Below are 14,428 nucleotides of genomic sequence, written 5' to 3'. Positions count from 1 at the left end.
CATGGCGCTGTGGCTCGCTTTGGCCGCCCTGGCGTCCCAGGCGCCGTCCGCCGACCGGCCCTGCACGGCGCAGGAAATCCGCGACCTGACCACGCCGTCGGATCAGCCGTATCGGCTCAGATGCCGCGCCGAACTGTCGGGCGTCGACGTTCGCCGCCGCGTCCTGATCGAGGGCGCCGAGGCGTCGGGCGCGTCGCTGGACTGCGGCGGGGGCGCTGTTCGCGCGCCGGGCCAGGCGACGACCTCTACCCCGACTGTCGCCGTCTGGTCCAGGCGAGACGGAGAGGGATGGTCGCGGCCGGTCGATGTCACGGTGCGCAACTGCACCGTCGTCGGCAATGTGCGGATCTGGGGCATGGGGGCGGGCGGGTCGATGCGCGACCTGCTGGCCTCGTCGCGCACCGCCGATCATACGCAGGCGGCCCAGTCTGCGGCGCCGATCCGGGTCACCCTGGACCGCGTGCGGTTCGAGGGGGCGGGGACCATCCCCCTCTATGTCGGGCCGGGCGTGACGCGCACGACGGTGACGCGTTCGACCTTTTCCGGCCGTTCGACCTCGACCGCCGTCTATCTGGACGCCGAGAGCGCGGGCGCCTTGATCCAGGATAACGATTTCGACATCCGCACCGGACGCGAGCAGATCGCCGTGGACGGCTCGGGCGCCAACCGAATCGTCGGCAACCGGCTGGCCCTGGGCGGCAAGGGCGGGGTGTTCCTGTACCGAAACTGCGGCGAGGACGGGGTGATCCGGCACCAGACGCCGTCCTATAATCAGATCACGGACAATGTCTTCACCGGCGCCGGTTGGCTGCGTCCGCGCGCGGTGGTGATCGGCTCGCGCGACGGCGGACGGCGCTATTGCGGCGACGACCGGGGCTGGCCGTTCGGCTCCAGCGCGAACGACAGCGATGGCGCCACGGGCAATGTGACGGCGCGCAATATCGTCCGGCGGTGAGGCCTTTGGGCCGCACTTGCGCAAAGCGGTCGTTCAAGGCTGACTGAGCGCCTGATCGATCGGGGGATTTGAGTATGCGGCTGGTCCTGTTTCTCGCGTCCCTGGCCGCCGCCCTGGGGTTGGCCGTTTTCGCCAGCCAGACGCCGGCGCCCCTGCCGGCCTCGACGCCCGCCGTCGGCTTTTCCGCCGAGCGGGCCATGGCCGATGTGCGCCGCATCGCCCGCGCGCCCCATCCCGTCGGATCGGCCGAACATCAGCAGGTCCAGGCCTATCTGGTCCAGCGGCTGACCGACTTGGGGCTGCAGCCCAGCCTGCAATCCGGCGCCCTGTCGCCGGCCGCTGTGGCGCGGATCGAGAAGGATGGCGGCGACGCCGGCGCGTTGAGAGCGGTCAATGTCGTCGGGGTTCTGCCGGGACGAGATGCCGGCCTGCCCGCCGTCGTCCTGATGGCCCATTACGACAGCGTGCCGAACTCGCCGGGCGCCGCCGACGATGCGAGCGGCGTCGCGGCGATCCTGGAGGCGGTGCGGGCGATCAGGGCGCGGGGCGGGGCGGACAGGACGCTGATCGTCCTGCTGACCGATGCCGAGGAGTTGAACCTGGACGGGGCGCGGGCCTTCTTCAGCGAACATCCGTTGCGCGACCGCATCGGGACGGTGATCAATCTGGAGGCGCGCGGCGGCGGCGGGCGCGCCATGATGTTCGAGACCGGCCTCGGCAACGCCGAGACCATCGCCCGCTACGCCCAGGCGACGCGCAAGGCGATCGGCGGTCCGTCCAGCAACGCCCTGGCGATCTTCATCTATCGGCTGATGCCCAACGGCACGGATTTCACCGTGGCGGCAGGGCGCGAACTGGCGGGGATCAACCTGGCCTTCATCGGCCGGCCGGCCCAGTACCATTCGCCGTCCTCGACGCCGGATGCGCTGGACCAGGGCAGTCTGCAGCATATCGGGTCGCAGGCGCTGGAGACCGCCGACGCCTTCCTGCGCGCGCCGACCCTGCCCCAGGCGACGCAGAATGCGGTCTATGCCGATGTGTTCGGCCTGTCCGTCGTGCGTCACCCGCCGGCGGTCGGCTGGGTCCTTCTGATCGTCGCCGGGCTTGCGACCGCCTTCGCCGCCTGGGGCGCGCATCATGCGACGGGGCTGAGGGCGATGTCGGTGGTGCGGGGCGCGACGGATGGGCTGTGGCTGCTGGCCAGCGCCGTGGTCGTCGGCCAGGCCGTGCGGGTGCTGGCCGGACCGGTCGGCGGCCGGATCGATTCGGCTGACACCTATTACACCCTGCTGCGCCGCCTGCCGATGCTGGAGGTCGGTGTGGCGCTGGCGATGCTCGCCCTGGTTCTGGTGGCGGCGGGGGGACGGGAGCGGATCGGCCGAAAGGCCATAGTCGGGGTGGTCGCCGCAGCGGCGGTGCTCGCGACGGCTCTCGGCGGGTTCAGCCTGCTGGTCGTCGGGGCGGCGGTGGTCGCTGTGGGTCTGAGCCTGTGGCCTTCGGACGAGGACCGGACGACCTGGGGCGGCTGGCTGGGCTTGATCGTGCTGGTGCTGATGCTGGGCGGGTTGGTCCAGGTCGCGGCGCCCGAGGCGGCCTTCCTCTTCCTCTGGCCCGGCCTGATCGCGGCGCTCGCCGCAGCGATTGCGGCCGTGATCGGGGCCCGGCTGACATCCTGGCGCGCCTTGATCCCGACGGCGGTCGCAACCGTGGCCGTGGGCGGATGGCTGCTGGTCCAGGGGCACGGCGTATTTCTAGGCGTCGGCACGGACCTGCCCGGCGCGCTGGGTCTGATCGCCGTGTTGGTGGTGCTGACGGCCCGGCCGCTGGCGCCGACATCGGCAGGCGAGGCGCGGGTGATCGGCGGGCTCGCCTCCGCCAGCCTGCTGTTGGGCTGCGCCGTGGCTCTGGCGGCCCGTTTCATCTCCTGACGCCGCCGTGATTTCCGGGTCGTAGGGGTCATAAATCCGGGTTATGGATGCGGCTGTTTTTCTTCCGGGGCCCAGGCGCGCTTGCACCACGCATACGTCAATCCGTTCACCGTCCTGTCGCTGGCGGTTGCGATCCTGGGCGCGTGGACGGCTCTGGACCTGTTCAATCGGACCCGCAGCCACACGGGCGCGGCGCGATTGCGCTGGCTGGGCGTCGCCGCCCTGGCTCTGGGCGTCAGCATCTGGTCGATGCATTTCCTCGCCATGCTGGGTTTCCATGTCGAGGGGCCGGTTTCCTATGACGCCGGCCTGACGCTGGTTTCATTTCTGCTGGCGACGGCCGGGACGGCGGCGGCCTTTCTGGCGGCGGGGACGGCAGGGCCCGCAGCATGGCGACTGGCGCCGGCGGCGCTGCTGATGGGCGGCGCGATCGTCGCCATGCACTATGTCGGCATGGCCGCGATGCGGATGAATGCGACCCTGACCTATCGGCCGGGGCTGGTCGCCTTGTCGGTGGTCGTCGCGGTGGCCGCCGCCTATGCCGCCCTGATCGCCGCCCGTCAGGAGCGCGACCGGGCCTGGCGCGGCGTCGCCGCCGTCATCCTGGGGTTGGCCATCGTCTCCATGCACCATATCGGCATGGCGGCCCTGACGGTGACCGCCAACGCCGGTGGGGCGCCGGTCGAGGGCGGGGCCTCTCCGGTGGTGCTGGCGGTCGCGGTGACGGCGGGCGCGGTCACCCTTTTGTTTCTCGCCGTCGGCGCCTCCATGGCGGACCATAGGGCCAATGTCCTGGCCGCCGTCGACGCCGGAGGCGTCGGCTTCTGGGAGGCGACGCTGCCGATGAAGGCGCCGGTCATGTCCCGCAGAGCCAGGGAGATCCTGTCCATCGACCCCGCCCAGCGCCTCGGCCCCAGCGAGATCGGCGACCGCCTGTCGCCCGAGGATCTGCCGCGGCATCGCCAGGCGCTGGAACAGGCCATCGCGGGAAGCGGCGAATACGATCAGGAATGGTTCCTGCCGGGGTCCGGCCGATGGATTCATCTTCGCGGGCGGTTGATCCGCAGTCGCTCGGGACGGCCCCTGAAGATGTCCGGCGTGATCACCGACATCACCGACCGCCGAGAAGCCTTCGCCGCCCTGGCCGACAGCGAACGGTTGCAGTGGTTGTTGATCAACGAGCTGAATCACCGGGTCAAGAACACCTTGGCGACGGTGCAGTCGATCGCCCGACAGACCGCCCGGCGGACGCCGGACGTGGCCACCTTCACCACCCTGTTCGAGGCGCGGCTTCTAGCGCTGTCCAACACCCAGAACCTGCTCACGGCCGGCAACTGGGAACGCGTCGATCTGCGCGCCATGCTGGCCCAGGAACTGGCGCCCTATGCCGAGGAGCAGGTGCGCCTGACCGGCCCCGACGTCGATCTGAACGCGCAGCAGACCTTGGGGATGGGGATGGTGTTCCATGAGCTGGCGGTGAACGCCGCGAAATACGGCGCCCTGGCGAATGCGACCGGATGCGTTCGCGTCGATTGGTCGGTGACGGACCGTCACCTTCTGCTGGATTGGGTCGAAAGCGGCGGGCCGCAGGTGCAGCCGCCACAGCGTCGGGGCTTCGGCTCGGCTCTGATCGAGTCGACCGTCAACCGATCCTTGGGCGGATCGGCCGCCCTGGCCTATCTGCCCGAAGGCCTCAGCTTCAGCCTGAGATTGCCGTTGTAGCCTGCGTCAATATCGGACGTGGCTTTTCGGTGTTCTTGTTTTGATCGACGAGAACATCTTGTGAACCAGAACAAACCATGCACATAGTCGTCCTCACGAAACGGGGGCGGGTCCAGGCGGGTCTCTCCCAAGCTTAATGACGGGAATCATGGCAAGGGAGACGAAGGCAATGGCTTCACAGGCAGCACTCAAGTTGGTGGGCAAGGACGACGGCGACAAGCAACGCGCCCTGGAGGCGGCGATCGCGCAGATCGATCGCGCCTTCGGCAAGGGTTCGGTGATGAAACTGGGCAAGGGCGGGGTCGCGGACGTGATCCCCTCGGTGTCCACCGGATCGCTGGGTCTGGATATGGCGCTCGGCATCGGCGGCCTGCCGCGCGGACGGGTGATCGAGGTGTTCGGCCCTGAATCCTCGGGCAAGACGACCCTGGCCCTGCATACGGTAGCCGAGGTTCAGAAGGCCGGCGGCGTCGCCGCCTTCGTCGACGCCGAACACGCGCTGGACCCCGGCTACGCCCAGAAGCTGGGCGTCAATCTGGACGATTTGCTGGTGTCACAGCCGGATACCGGCGAACAGGCGCTGGAGATCGTCGATACCTTGGTGCGCTCCGGCGCCGTGGACATCGTGGTGATCGACTCGGTCGCGGCCCTGACCCCGCGCGCCGAAATCGAGGGCGAGATGGGCGACAGCCTGCCGGGCCTTCAGGCGCGTCTGATGAGCCAGGCGCTGCGCAAGCTGACGGCCTCGATCTCCAAGTCGAACTGCATCGTCCTGTTCATCAACCAGATCCGTCACAAGATCGGCGTCATGTACGGCAGCCCTGAGACGACGACGGGCGGCAATGCGCTGAAGTTCTACGCCTCGGTGCGTCTGGACATCCGCCGCACTGGCGCGATCAAGAACCGCGACGAGGTGGTCGGCAACACCACCCGGGTCAAGGTGGTCAAGAACAAGGTCGCCCCGCCGTTCCGCGAGGTCATCTTCGACATCATGTACGGCGAGGGCATCTCCAAACTGGGCGAGATCATCGACCTGGGCGTCAAGGCCGGGGTGATCGAGAAGTCGGGCAGCTGGTTCAGCTATGACTCTACCCGGATCGGTCAGGGCCGCGAGAACGTGCGCGAGTTCCTGAAGCAAAACCCCGACATTGCCGTCTCGATCGAGAAGGCGGTGCGGGCCTCGACCAACAAGATCGCCGACGAACTGCTGGGTACGCCCGAGCCGGACGAAGGTCAGGATCTCGAAGGCTGACGCCAAGACAAGAGGCTGGGCGGCCGGGGCGGACCTGAAGGGTTCGCTCCGGCGGCGGCCCGGTCTTTTCACCCCCACTCCGTCGCCCCCAGCGACCCGCCACCGACCCCGCGAAGGGCGGCGGAGCGACCCGCTCGACCTCGTGTCGGGCGGGTCTTTTTCTTTAGCTCTCGTCATCCTCCGGCGAGCGCAGCGAGACCGGGGGACCCAGCGGCGCCGAAGGCGAAACCTCCCCACCGCGCGATGCAGGAACATTAGAGTCCGCGACAGGTTCGCGCTCACGCACGCCGCTGGGTCCCCCGATCTGCGCCGCGAAGACACGGCTTGTCGGAGGATGACGAAAGTGAAGAAGGCGCATCTCTGAAACCAAAACGGGCGACCCGAAGGCCGCCCGTTCCATCGTTCAACGCTGTCCGCTTCCGATCACGCGGCGGCCTTCTCCGGGGCGAACTTGCCGTAGAAGGTCTCGTTCTTGGCGGCCATGTCGCGCAGCAGCTGCGGGACCTTGAACCGGTCGCCGTACGTAGCCGCCAGACGGTCGGCGGTTTCCACGAACTTGGCCAGGCCGATGCCGTCGATCATGCTGATCGGGCCGCCGGTCCAGGGCGCGAAGCCCCAGCCCAGAATGGCGCCCAGGTCGGCCTCGCGCGGGTCGTCGATGACGCCCTCTTCCCAGCAGCGGGCGACTTCGACGGCCTGGCGATAGAGCAGGCGCGTCTTCAGTTCGTCGATCTGGGCGAAGGCGGTGGCCTCCTCGGGCTTGTCGATGCCCTTGCTGGTCGGCGCCAGTTCGGCCAGGCCTGCCCAAAGCGTCTTGGGCTTGCTGTCATAGTCGTAGAAGCCTTTGCCGTTCTTGCGGCCGAACCGACCGCCCTCGACCATGGTGGCGACGATCTGTTCACCCTCGTTGGCGACGTATTTGTCGCCCAGGTCGGCCTTGGTCTGCTTGGCGATCTTGTAGGACAGGTCCAGCGCGACGTCGTCGTGCATTTCCAGCGGGCCGCGCGGCATGCCGGTCATGCGACCGACATTGTCGATCAGGGCCGGGCCGTAACCCTCTTCCAGCATCGCCATGCCTTCCATCAGGAAGGTGGAGAAGCAGCGCGAGGTGTAGAAACCGCGGCTGTCGTTGACGACGATCGGCGTTTTCTTGATCTTCAGGACGTAATCCAGCGCCTTGGCGATGGCGGCCTGACCCGTCTTTTCGCCCAGGATGATCTCGACCAGCATCATCTTGTCGACGGGCGAGAAGAAGTGGATGCCGATGAAGTCCTCGGGCCGGACGCTGGCCTCGGCCAGGCCGGTGATCGGCAGGGTCGAGGTGTTGGAGCCGAAGACGGCGCCCTCGACCAGCTGGGCCTCGGCGCGCTTGGTGACGTCGGCCTTGATCTCGCGGCTTTCGAACACGGCCTCGACGACCAGGTCCGAACCCTTGATCAGCTCATAATCGGTCGTCGCGGTGACCGAACCCAGCAGGGCGTCATACTTCTCCTGCGTCAGCTGGCCGCGCGACAGTCGCTTCTTCAGCAATTCCTCGACATGGGCCTTGCCCTTGTCGGCGGCTTCCTGGGTCTGGTCGATCAGGATGGTCTCGATGCCGGCGAGCGCCTGAACATAGGCAATGCCCGCGCCCATCATGCCGGCGCCGATGACCGTGACCTTCTTGGGGTCCGACTTCGGAATGCCCGCCGGACGCACCGCGCCCTTGTCCAGTTCCTGCTTGGACAGGAACAGCGAGCGGATCATGGCCTGGGCCTGCGGCGTCATCAGTGTCTTGATGAAATAGCGGGTCTCGATGCGCAGGGCCGCGTCCATCGGAACCTGGGTTCCCTCGTAGACGGCCTTCATCAGGTTCACGACGGCGGGATAGTTGCCGTAGGACTGTTTGCGCAGCATGGCGTTGCCGACCATGAAGTTCTGGATGCCTGCCGGATGATAGGGGCCGCCGCCGGGCAGTTTGAACGACTTGTCGTCCCACGGCTGCACGGCCTTGCCGCCGTTCTTGATCCAGGTCTTGGCGGCCTCGACCGACTGGCCCTTTTCGACCACCTCATGGACGATGCCGGCGCCTTTGGCGTCGTTGGGGCGGAAGGACTTGCCCTCGCTCATCGCCATCATGGCGTTCTGCACGCCGACCAGGCGGGTCAGGCGCTGGGTGCCGCCGCCGCCGGGGAAGAGGCCGACCTTGATCTCGGGCAGGCCCAGCTGGATCTTGTTGTCGTTCTCGACCACGCGATAGTGGCAGGCCAGGGTGAACTCCAGCCCGCCGCCCAGGGCCAGGCCGTTGATCGCGGCCGCGATCGGCTTGCCCGAGGTTTCCAGCGCGCGGAAGGCGCCGTTCAGCTTCCAGCCGGCGTCGAACGCCTTCTGCAGGTCCCCGCCGCCCGACAGCACGCCGCCGGCCATGTCGCCCAGGTCTGCGCCCGCGCAGAAGCCCGACGCCTTGCCCGAAGTGATGACCGCGCCCTTGATGGCGTCGTCGGTCTTGATGCGTTCGACCAGTTCGGGGATTTCCTTCATCACCGAAGAGGTCAGGGTGTTCATCGAGCGGCCCGGCACGTCGAACGTGACCAGGGCGATGCCGTCGGCGTCGACGTCGATCTTGAAGTTTTCCATGGGTGTGATCCTCAGACGCGTTCGATGACGGTGGCGGTGCCCATGCCGCCGCCGATGCACAGGGTGATCAGGGCGGTCGACTTGTTCGAGCGTTCCAGCTCGTCCAGGGCGATGCCGGTGATCATGGCGCCGGTGGCGCCCAGGGGGTGGCCCATCGAGATGCCGCCGCCGTTCACATTCATCTTGGCGTGGTCGATGTTCAGGGCCTGCATGTAGCGCAGGACGACGGCGGCGAAGGCCTCGTTCAGCTCCCACACGTCGATGTCGTCGGGCGTCATGCCCAGCTTGCCCAGCAGTTTGCGGGTCACATATTCCGGACCCGTCAGCATGATCGACGGCTCCGAGCCGATCGAGGCGCCGCCCAGGATCTTGGCGCGCGGCTTCAGGCCCAGGGCCTTGCCGACTTCCAGCGAACCGATCAGCACGCCGGCCGAACCGTCGACGATGCCGGACGAGTTGCCGGGGGTGTGGACGTGGGTGACGCGCTCGACCTCGGGGTAGCGCTGGTTGATCACGCTGTCGAAGGCCATCTCGCCCATCATGGCGAAGGAGGGGTTCAGGCCGCCCAGGGCCTGCATGTCCGTGTTCGGACGAATGGTCTCGTCATGGTCCAGGATGGTCAGGCCCAGCTGGTCCTTGACCGCCAGAACCGACTTCTTGAACCGGCCCTCGGCCCAGGCCTTGGCGGCGCGCTTGTGGCTTTCGACTGAATAGGCGTCCACGTCGTCGCGGCTGAACCCGTATTTGGTGGCGATCATGTCCGCCGACACGCCTTGCGGCACGAAATAGGTGGGGAAGGCCGAGGAGGGATCGGTCGGCCAGGCGCCCATGTCCGAACCCATGGGCACGCGGCTCATGACCTCGACGCCGCCGCCGACGGCGAAGTCGGCCTCGCCGGACTTCACCTTGGCCGTGGCCATGTTCACGGCTTCCAGGCCTGAGGCGCAGAAGCGATTGACCTGAACGCCCGCCGTATATTGCGACCAGCCGGCCGAGAGGACCGCCGTGCGGGCGATGTCGGCGCCCAGTTCGCCCACGGGGGTGACGCAGCCCAGGATGACGTCATCGACCTTGGACGTGTCCAGGTCGTTGCGGTCGCGCAGAGCCTCCAGCACCTGGGTCGCCAGGCTCAGGCCGGTGATCTCGTGCAGCGAGCCGTCCTTCTTGCCCTTGCCGCGCGGCGTGCGGACGGCGTCGTAGATATAGGCGTCAGCCATGGGAGTGCGTCTCCATCTGTGGCCCCCATGCTCACCGCCCCCTTTTGAAAGGAATGGGCGGTTCGCGACATGAGGGCAGGGCGGTTCCAAGCGTGGACGCCAAGAACCCTACGTTTACGTCAACGTCAAGTAATAAGCCGCGTGATGCCGCGCTAGGGGGCCGGTGTCTTTCGATTCAGCAGGGGTTTCGACGCCGCTGGCGAGCGGGCCGGCGCAATGGCCAGGCCCGCTCGCGTTCCGTCAGCGCGGCGGAATGCGGGTCGCGCCGCCGGTGATCTTGCAGGCGTATTCTGTCTGGGGCCGTCCGGTCTGCAGGCCGGTCGGCGTCAGGATGCCCTGGCTACGGGTGCATTCCGCCTCCAACGCGTCCATGTCCTTCTGGTAGCTGTTGACGCCGCCCGTCGTGCCGCAGGCCCCCAGCAAGGGCAGGCTGATCGCGGCGGAGAGAATGAGGATACGCATGGCTCGGTGCTCCCTGGAGCGACGATGCGCTCCTTCCTTGCCCCCCGGCGTTCGAAGGTTACTGCGTCGCCGCCAGCCTGACCAGCTTGCCGTCGTCCTCGTCGGTGATGGCCCAGACCGCACCGTCGGCGCCGACCGCCACGTCGCGAACGCGTTCGCCCAGGTCGGTCAACAAACGCTCTTCGCCGACCACGCGGTCGTTCTGGATCACCAGACGGGCGATGTGCTTTTCCTTCAGGCCTGCGACCAACAGGTTTCCGTCCCAGCCGGGGAACATAGCCCCCTGATAGAAGATCGCGCCGCCCGGTGCGATGACCGGATCCCAGTAATAGACCGGCTGTTCGGTGCCCGGCGCCTGGGTCACGCCGCTGTTGATCTGGCCGCCGGCGTATTCGACGCCGTAAGCCGCATCAGGCCAGCCGTAGTTCAGGCCCGGCTTGTCCAGGTTGACCTCGTCGCCGCCGCGTGTGCCGTGTTCGATCGTCCAGATCGCGCCCGTGCCGGGCTGGACGGCGATCCCCTGGGCGTTGCGGTGACCCAGGCTCCAGATCTCGGGCAGGGCGCCGGCGCGGCCGACGAAGGGATTGTCCTGGGGCACGGAGCCGTCGGCGTTGATGCGGATGGTCTTGCCCATGTGTGAGCCCAGGTCCTGGGCCTGGGGCCGCATCGGCCGGTCCGAGCGTTCGCCCAGGGTGATGAACAGCTTGCCGTCGGGCGCAAAGGCCAGTGACGAACCGAAATGTTTGTCGCCGTCATAGATGGGCAGGGCGCGGAAGATGACCTGGACGTTCTCCACGCGCGCGCCGTCGTCCGACAGACGCGCACGGGCGACCGAGGTGGCGTTGCCGCCGTCACGCGGTTCGGAATAGCTCCAGTAGATCATCCGGTCCTGGGCGAAGCCGGGGCCGACGATCACGTCCAGCAGGCCGCCCTGGCCGCGGGCGTCGACGGCGGGCAGGCCCGCGACCGGCTCGCTGATCTGGCCCTGGGCGGTGATGATGCGCAGGCGGCCGGGCTTTTCCGTCACCAGCCAGCGGCCGTCGGGTAGGGCCGCCAGTCCCCAGGGATGAACCAGGCCCGAGGCCACGACCGTGTGAGCCATCGCCTGTTCGGTCTTGACGCCCGGCGCGCGCGTCTGGCCGGCGAAGGCCGGTTGCTGATCCGGGTTGTTGGCCGGGCGGGTTTCCAGCGGGGCGCTGGCCTGGGGCGGAGCGTTCGCGCTTTCGCCGTTCGCGCCACAGGCGGCGGCGAGGACAAGCAGGGACGTCGAGGCGGCGGCGACGATCAGGCGCATGGCAGAGGCTCCGATGGGAAACAGGCGTTGGTTCTGGAACGGCGACGCCAGCGTTACCGTTCCGGCCCTGCGGCGTCTTGCGCCCTATCGCCGCACGATCTGACCGAGACGACTTGAACCGCGCGCCCGACGGCGATATAGGCACGCCTCTTTCGCGCTGGCCATCGGCCTCGCGCAGGCCCGGGACTGGGTAGCTCAGATGGTTAGAGCGGTGGATTCATAACCCACAGGTCGGCGGTTCGATCCCGCCTCCAGTCACCACTTCCGCCGCTGCAACCTGTGCCGTTGTGCTGCGTTCTCGGTCGACACCTTAACCTTGACCGGAGATCCGCCGTGACGATCCGAACCAAAGCCCTGATGGCGGCCGTCGCCGCCCTGACCCTGGGCGCCGCCGCCTGCACCGAGGCCGAACAGGAAAATACCGAAGCCCATGCCGAGGCCGCCGCCGACAAGACGGCGGATGTGGCGTCGCGTGCCGGTGAGGTGATCGAGGGTGGTGCGATGAAGGCCGCTCAGGCGGTCGAGACCGGGGCCGGCAAGGTCGCGGACAAGCTGGAAGGCGAACAGGCCGAAGCGGCCGCCGAAGGCAAGCCCGGCGCGATCAATCCCGCCACGGACCAGCGCGTTCCGGTCGATAACTAAAGCACGGATCACTCTGGAGGCGGTGCGCCGCCTTCCGCCAGCACCGCGTCGATCAGGGCGCGAGCCTGGGGGCTGGACCAGTCCGCCTCGCCCGCCATCGTGGCGCGGATACGGCCTTGGCGATCCAAGATGATCGTCTGCGGCATGGCGCCCTTGCCGGGAAACTCGAACGGCAACTGGAAGCGGATGTCGCTGTAGAAGGGCAGGGGGGCGTGGTCGTCGAGGAAGCGTCTGGCCTCGGCCGCCGCTTCCGGCGTCGCGTCGACGTTGATCGGCAGAACCACCAGATCCTCATTCGCCTCATAGGCTTTCGCCAAGGCCTGAAGCGTCGGCATCTCGGCCTTGCACGGCGCGCACCACATGGCCCACAGATTTACGACCACCACCTTGCCCTGGAAGGCCGAAAAGCGGACGGCGGTGCCGGTGCGGTCGCGGAAGGCGTATTCGGGGGCCATTTCGGCCTGGACCGGGGTCGAAAGCGCCGCCAGGGGGCCGACGGCGAACCGCGCCAGGTCGCTTTTCGGCGTCGCGGCGGCGATTGCGGCCTGTTCGACTTGCGCCTTCTGGCGATGATTGGCGTATAGCGACATCGCCATGCCGCCGGCGCCGGCGATGGTGCTGACGACGACGACCGCGCCGACGACCGCCCAGATCGCCTTTCTAGAGCCGCTCATGACTGAATCCACCTCTTCCGACGCCAAGCCATCTGGCGGTTCGACTGCGCCGGTGAAGCCCGCGGGTCAAGACATGTGGGGCGGACGCTTTTCGTCGCGCCCCGCCGAAATCATGCAGGCGATCAACGTCTCCATCGGCGTGGATCAGCGGCTGTGGCGTCAGGATCTGGCCGGATCGCGCGCCCACTGCCGCATGCTGGCCAAGCAGGGCATCGTCCAGTCGGCCGACGCCGAAGCCATCCTGGGCGGGTTGGACGCCATCGAATCCGAGATCGAGGCCGGGACCTTCCCGTTCCGCGATCAGTTCGAGGACATCCACATGAATGTGGAGGCGCGCCTGAACGAACTGATCGGCGAGCCGTCGGGCCGCCTGCACACCGCGCGCAGCCGCAACGACCAGGTCGCCGTCGATTTCCGCCTGTGGGTGCGCGACGCCTGCGACCGTAGCGTGGCCCAGTTGAAGGCGTTGCAGGCCGCCCTGCTGGCGCGCGCCGAACAGCATGCAGGCGACCTGATGCCCGGCTTCACCCATTTGCAGACGGCCCAGCCCGTGACCCTGGGTCACCACCTGATGGCCTATGTCGAGATGTTCGGGCGCGATGCGGGGCGGTTCGCCGACGCGCGCGCCCGGATGAACGAAAGCCCGCTGGGCGCCGCGGCCCTGGCCGGGTCGCCCTTCCCCATCGACCGGCAGATGACGGCGGCGGAACTGGGCTTCGACCGGCCGATGGCGAACTCGCTGGACGCGGTGTCGGACCGCGATTTCGCGCTGGAAAGCCTGGCCGCCGCCTCGATTACGGCGGGCCACCTGTCGCGTCTGGCCGAGGAGATCGTGATCTGGATGACGCCGATGTTCGGCTTCGCCTCCCTGCCCGACGACCTGACGACGGGGTCGTCGATCATGCCGCAGAAGCGCAATCCCGACGCCGCCGAACTGGTGCGCGCCAAGACGGGCCGGATCATGGGCTCGCTGGTCGCCCTGTCCACGGTGATGAAAGGCCTTCCGCTGGCCTATTCCAAGGACATGCAGGAGGACAAGCCGCCGGTGTTCGAGGCCTTCGACGCGCTGGACCTGGCGCTGGTCGCCATGACCGCGATGGTCTCGGCGTTACAGCCCAACACCGAACGCATGGCCCAGGCGGCGGGCGCGGGCTTCTCGACCGCGACGGACCTGGCCGACTGGCTGGTGCGCGAGCTGAACCTGCCGTTTCGCAAGGCGCACCATGTGACGGGGGCGGCGGTGAAGCGGGCAGAGGGCCTGGGCGTGGACCTGGCGCAACTGCCGCTGGAAGAAATGCAGAAACTGGAGCCGGGCATCACCGAAGCGGTTTACAAGGTGCTGACCGCCCAGGCTTCCTGCGAAAGCCGTCAAAGCTATGGGGGAACCGCGCCGGAACAGGTCCGTGCGCGTATCGCCGATTGGAGAGCCCGCCTGTGAAGAAAACCCTCATCGTCGTGGGCGCGCTCGCCCTTATGACCTCGGCTTGTGGCCGCATGGCCGATCTGGAATCGCCTGTGCGCGAGACCGAACGCGCGCCGCGCGACAGCCGCGCGCCGCATCTGCCCGAGCCGGCGACCATGAACCGCCCGTCCAGCAGCGTGCCGATCGACGGCGGTCCGTCCAACCCCATCGGCGCCGGCGCCGCCCAGAACGACCCGCGCTAGC

General features: G+C 67.9%; 12 protein-coding genes and 1 tRNA gene. 8 read left to right on the top strand and 5 right to left on the bottom strand.

Translation table 11 applies throughout. From position 1 onward, the window contains the following. Position 1: 1 nt before the first annotated feature. From EGY25_RS05520 to recA, 4 genes are all read left to right on the top strand, one after another. Positions 2-955, top strand: coding sequence for a right-handed parallel beta-helix repeat-containing protein (locus EGY25_RS05520; RefSeq protein WP_135194029.1), 954 nt, complete (start codon positions 2-4; stop codon positions 953-955). A gap of 74 nt (positions 956-1,029) precedes the next feature. Next, the gene (locus EGY25_RS05515; protein ID WP_135194028.1) at positions 1,030-2,883 is read left to right on the top strand and encodes a M20/M25/M40 family metallo-hydrolase; all 1,854 of its coding nucleotides are present in this window, start codon (positions 1,030-1,032) and stop codon (positions 2,881-2,883) included. A gap of 81 nt (positions 2,884-2,964) precedes the next feature. Further along, positions 2,965-4,605: an MHYT domain-containing protein gene (locus EGY25_RS05510; RefSeq protein WP_135194027.1), complete on the top strand. Its 1,641-nt coding sequence runs from the start codon at positions 2,965-2,967 to the stop codon at positions 4,603-4,605. Between the two features lie 169 nt (positions 4,606-4,774). Next, entirely contained in the window at positions 4,775-5,857 is a 1,083-nt protein-coding gene (gene recA / locus EGY25_RS05505) for a recombinase RecA (RefSeq protein ID WP_135194026.1), read from the top strand. 423 nt (positions 5,858-6,280) lie between these two features. Here the strand turns inward: recA and EGY25_RS05500 are convergent, their stop codons facing one another. The 4 genes from EGY25_RS05500 to EGY25_RS05485 form a co-directional block, all read right to left on the bottom strand. Further along, a complete protein-coding gene (locus EGY25_RS05500) occupies positions 6,281-8,473 on the bottom strand; it encodes a 3-hydroxyacyl-CoA dehydrogenase NAD-binding domain-containing protein (RefSeq protein ID WP_135194025.1) in 2,193 nt (730 codons plus the stop codon). An 11-nt stretch (positions 8,474-8,484) separates the two neighbouring features. Then, entirely contained in the window at positions 8,485-9,690 is a 1,206-nt protein-coding gene (locus tag EGY25_RS05495; protein WP_135194024.1) for an acetyl-CoA C-acetyltransferase, read from the bottom strand. 240 nt (positions 9,691-9,930) lie between these two features. Continuing rightward, complete coding sequence (locus EGY25_RS05490; protein ID WP_135194023.1) at positions 9,931-10,152, bottom strand: hypothetical protein; 222 nt, start codon at positions 10,150-10,152, stop codon at positions 9,931-9,933. Positions 10,153-10,210: 58 nt separating this feature from the next. Further along, positions 10,211-11,446, bottom strand: a complete 1,236-nt coding sequence (locus EGY25_RS05485; RefSeq protein WP_135194022.1) for a PQQ-dependent sugar dehydrogenase — start codon at positions 11,444-11,446, stop codon at positions 10,211-10,213. A 184-nt stretch (positions 11,447-11,630) separates the two neighbouring features. Between EGY25_RS05485 and EGY25_RS05480 the strand changes: the two genes are divergently transcribed. Together EGY25_RS05480 and EGY25_RS05475 are read left to right on the top strand one after the other, a co-directional pair. Beyond that, a tRNA-Met gene (locus EGY25_RS05480) sits at positions 11,631-11,707 on the top strand. A gap of 72 nt (positions 11,708-11,779) precedes the next feature. Further along, positions 11,780-12,088 (top strand): hypothetical protein, encoded by a 309-nt coding sequence (locus EGY25_RS05475; RefSeq protein WP_135194021.1) that lies wholly within the window; start codon positions 11,780-11,782, stop codon positions 12,086-12,088. Between the two features lie 8 nt (positions 12,089-12,096). On the opposite strand, the gene EGY25_RS05470 is transcribed toward EGY25_RS05475, so the two are convergent. Further along, positions 12,097-12,762, bottom strand: coding sequence for a TlpA family protein disulfide reductase (locus EGY25_RS05470; RefSeq protein ID WP_135194020.1), 666 nt, complete (start codon positions 12,760-12,762; stop codon positions 12,097-12,099). On the opposite strand from EGY25_RS05470, the gene argH reads away from it, so the two are divergent. Next, entirely contained in the window at positions 12,761-14,200 is a 1,440-nt protein-coding gene (gene argH / locus EGY25_RS05465; protein ID WP_432417364.1) for an argininosuccinate lyase, read from the top strand. The two genes, EGY25_RS05470 and argH, sit on opposite strands and share 2 nt — an antisense overlap. Next, positions 14,197-14,427: a hypothetical protein gene (locus EGY25_RS05460; protein WP_135194019.1), complete on the top strand. Its 231-nt coding sequence runs from the start codon at positions 14,197-14,199 to the stop codon at positions 14,425-14,427. The genes argH and EGY25_RS05460 overlap by 4 nt, the downstream gene beginning before the upstream one ends. Position 14,428: the final 1 nt, after the last annotated feature.

Source organism: Brevundimonas intermedia (genome assembly GCF_004614235.1).
Lineage (GTDB): Bacteria > Pseudomonadota > Alphaproteobacteria > Caulobacterales > Caulobacteraceae > Brevundimonas > Brevundimonas intermedia_A.
This window is presented reverse-complemented; position numbering and strand designations above follow the sequence as displayed.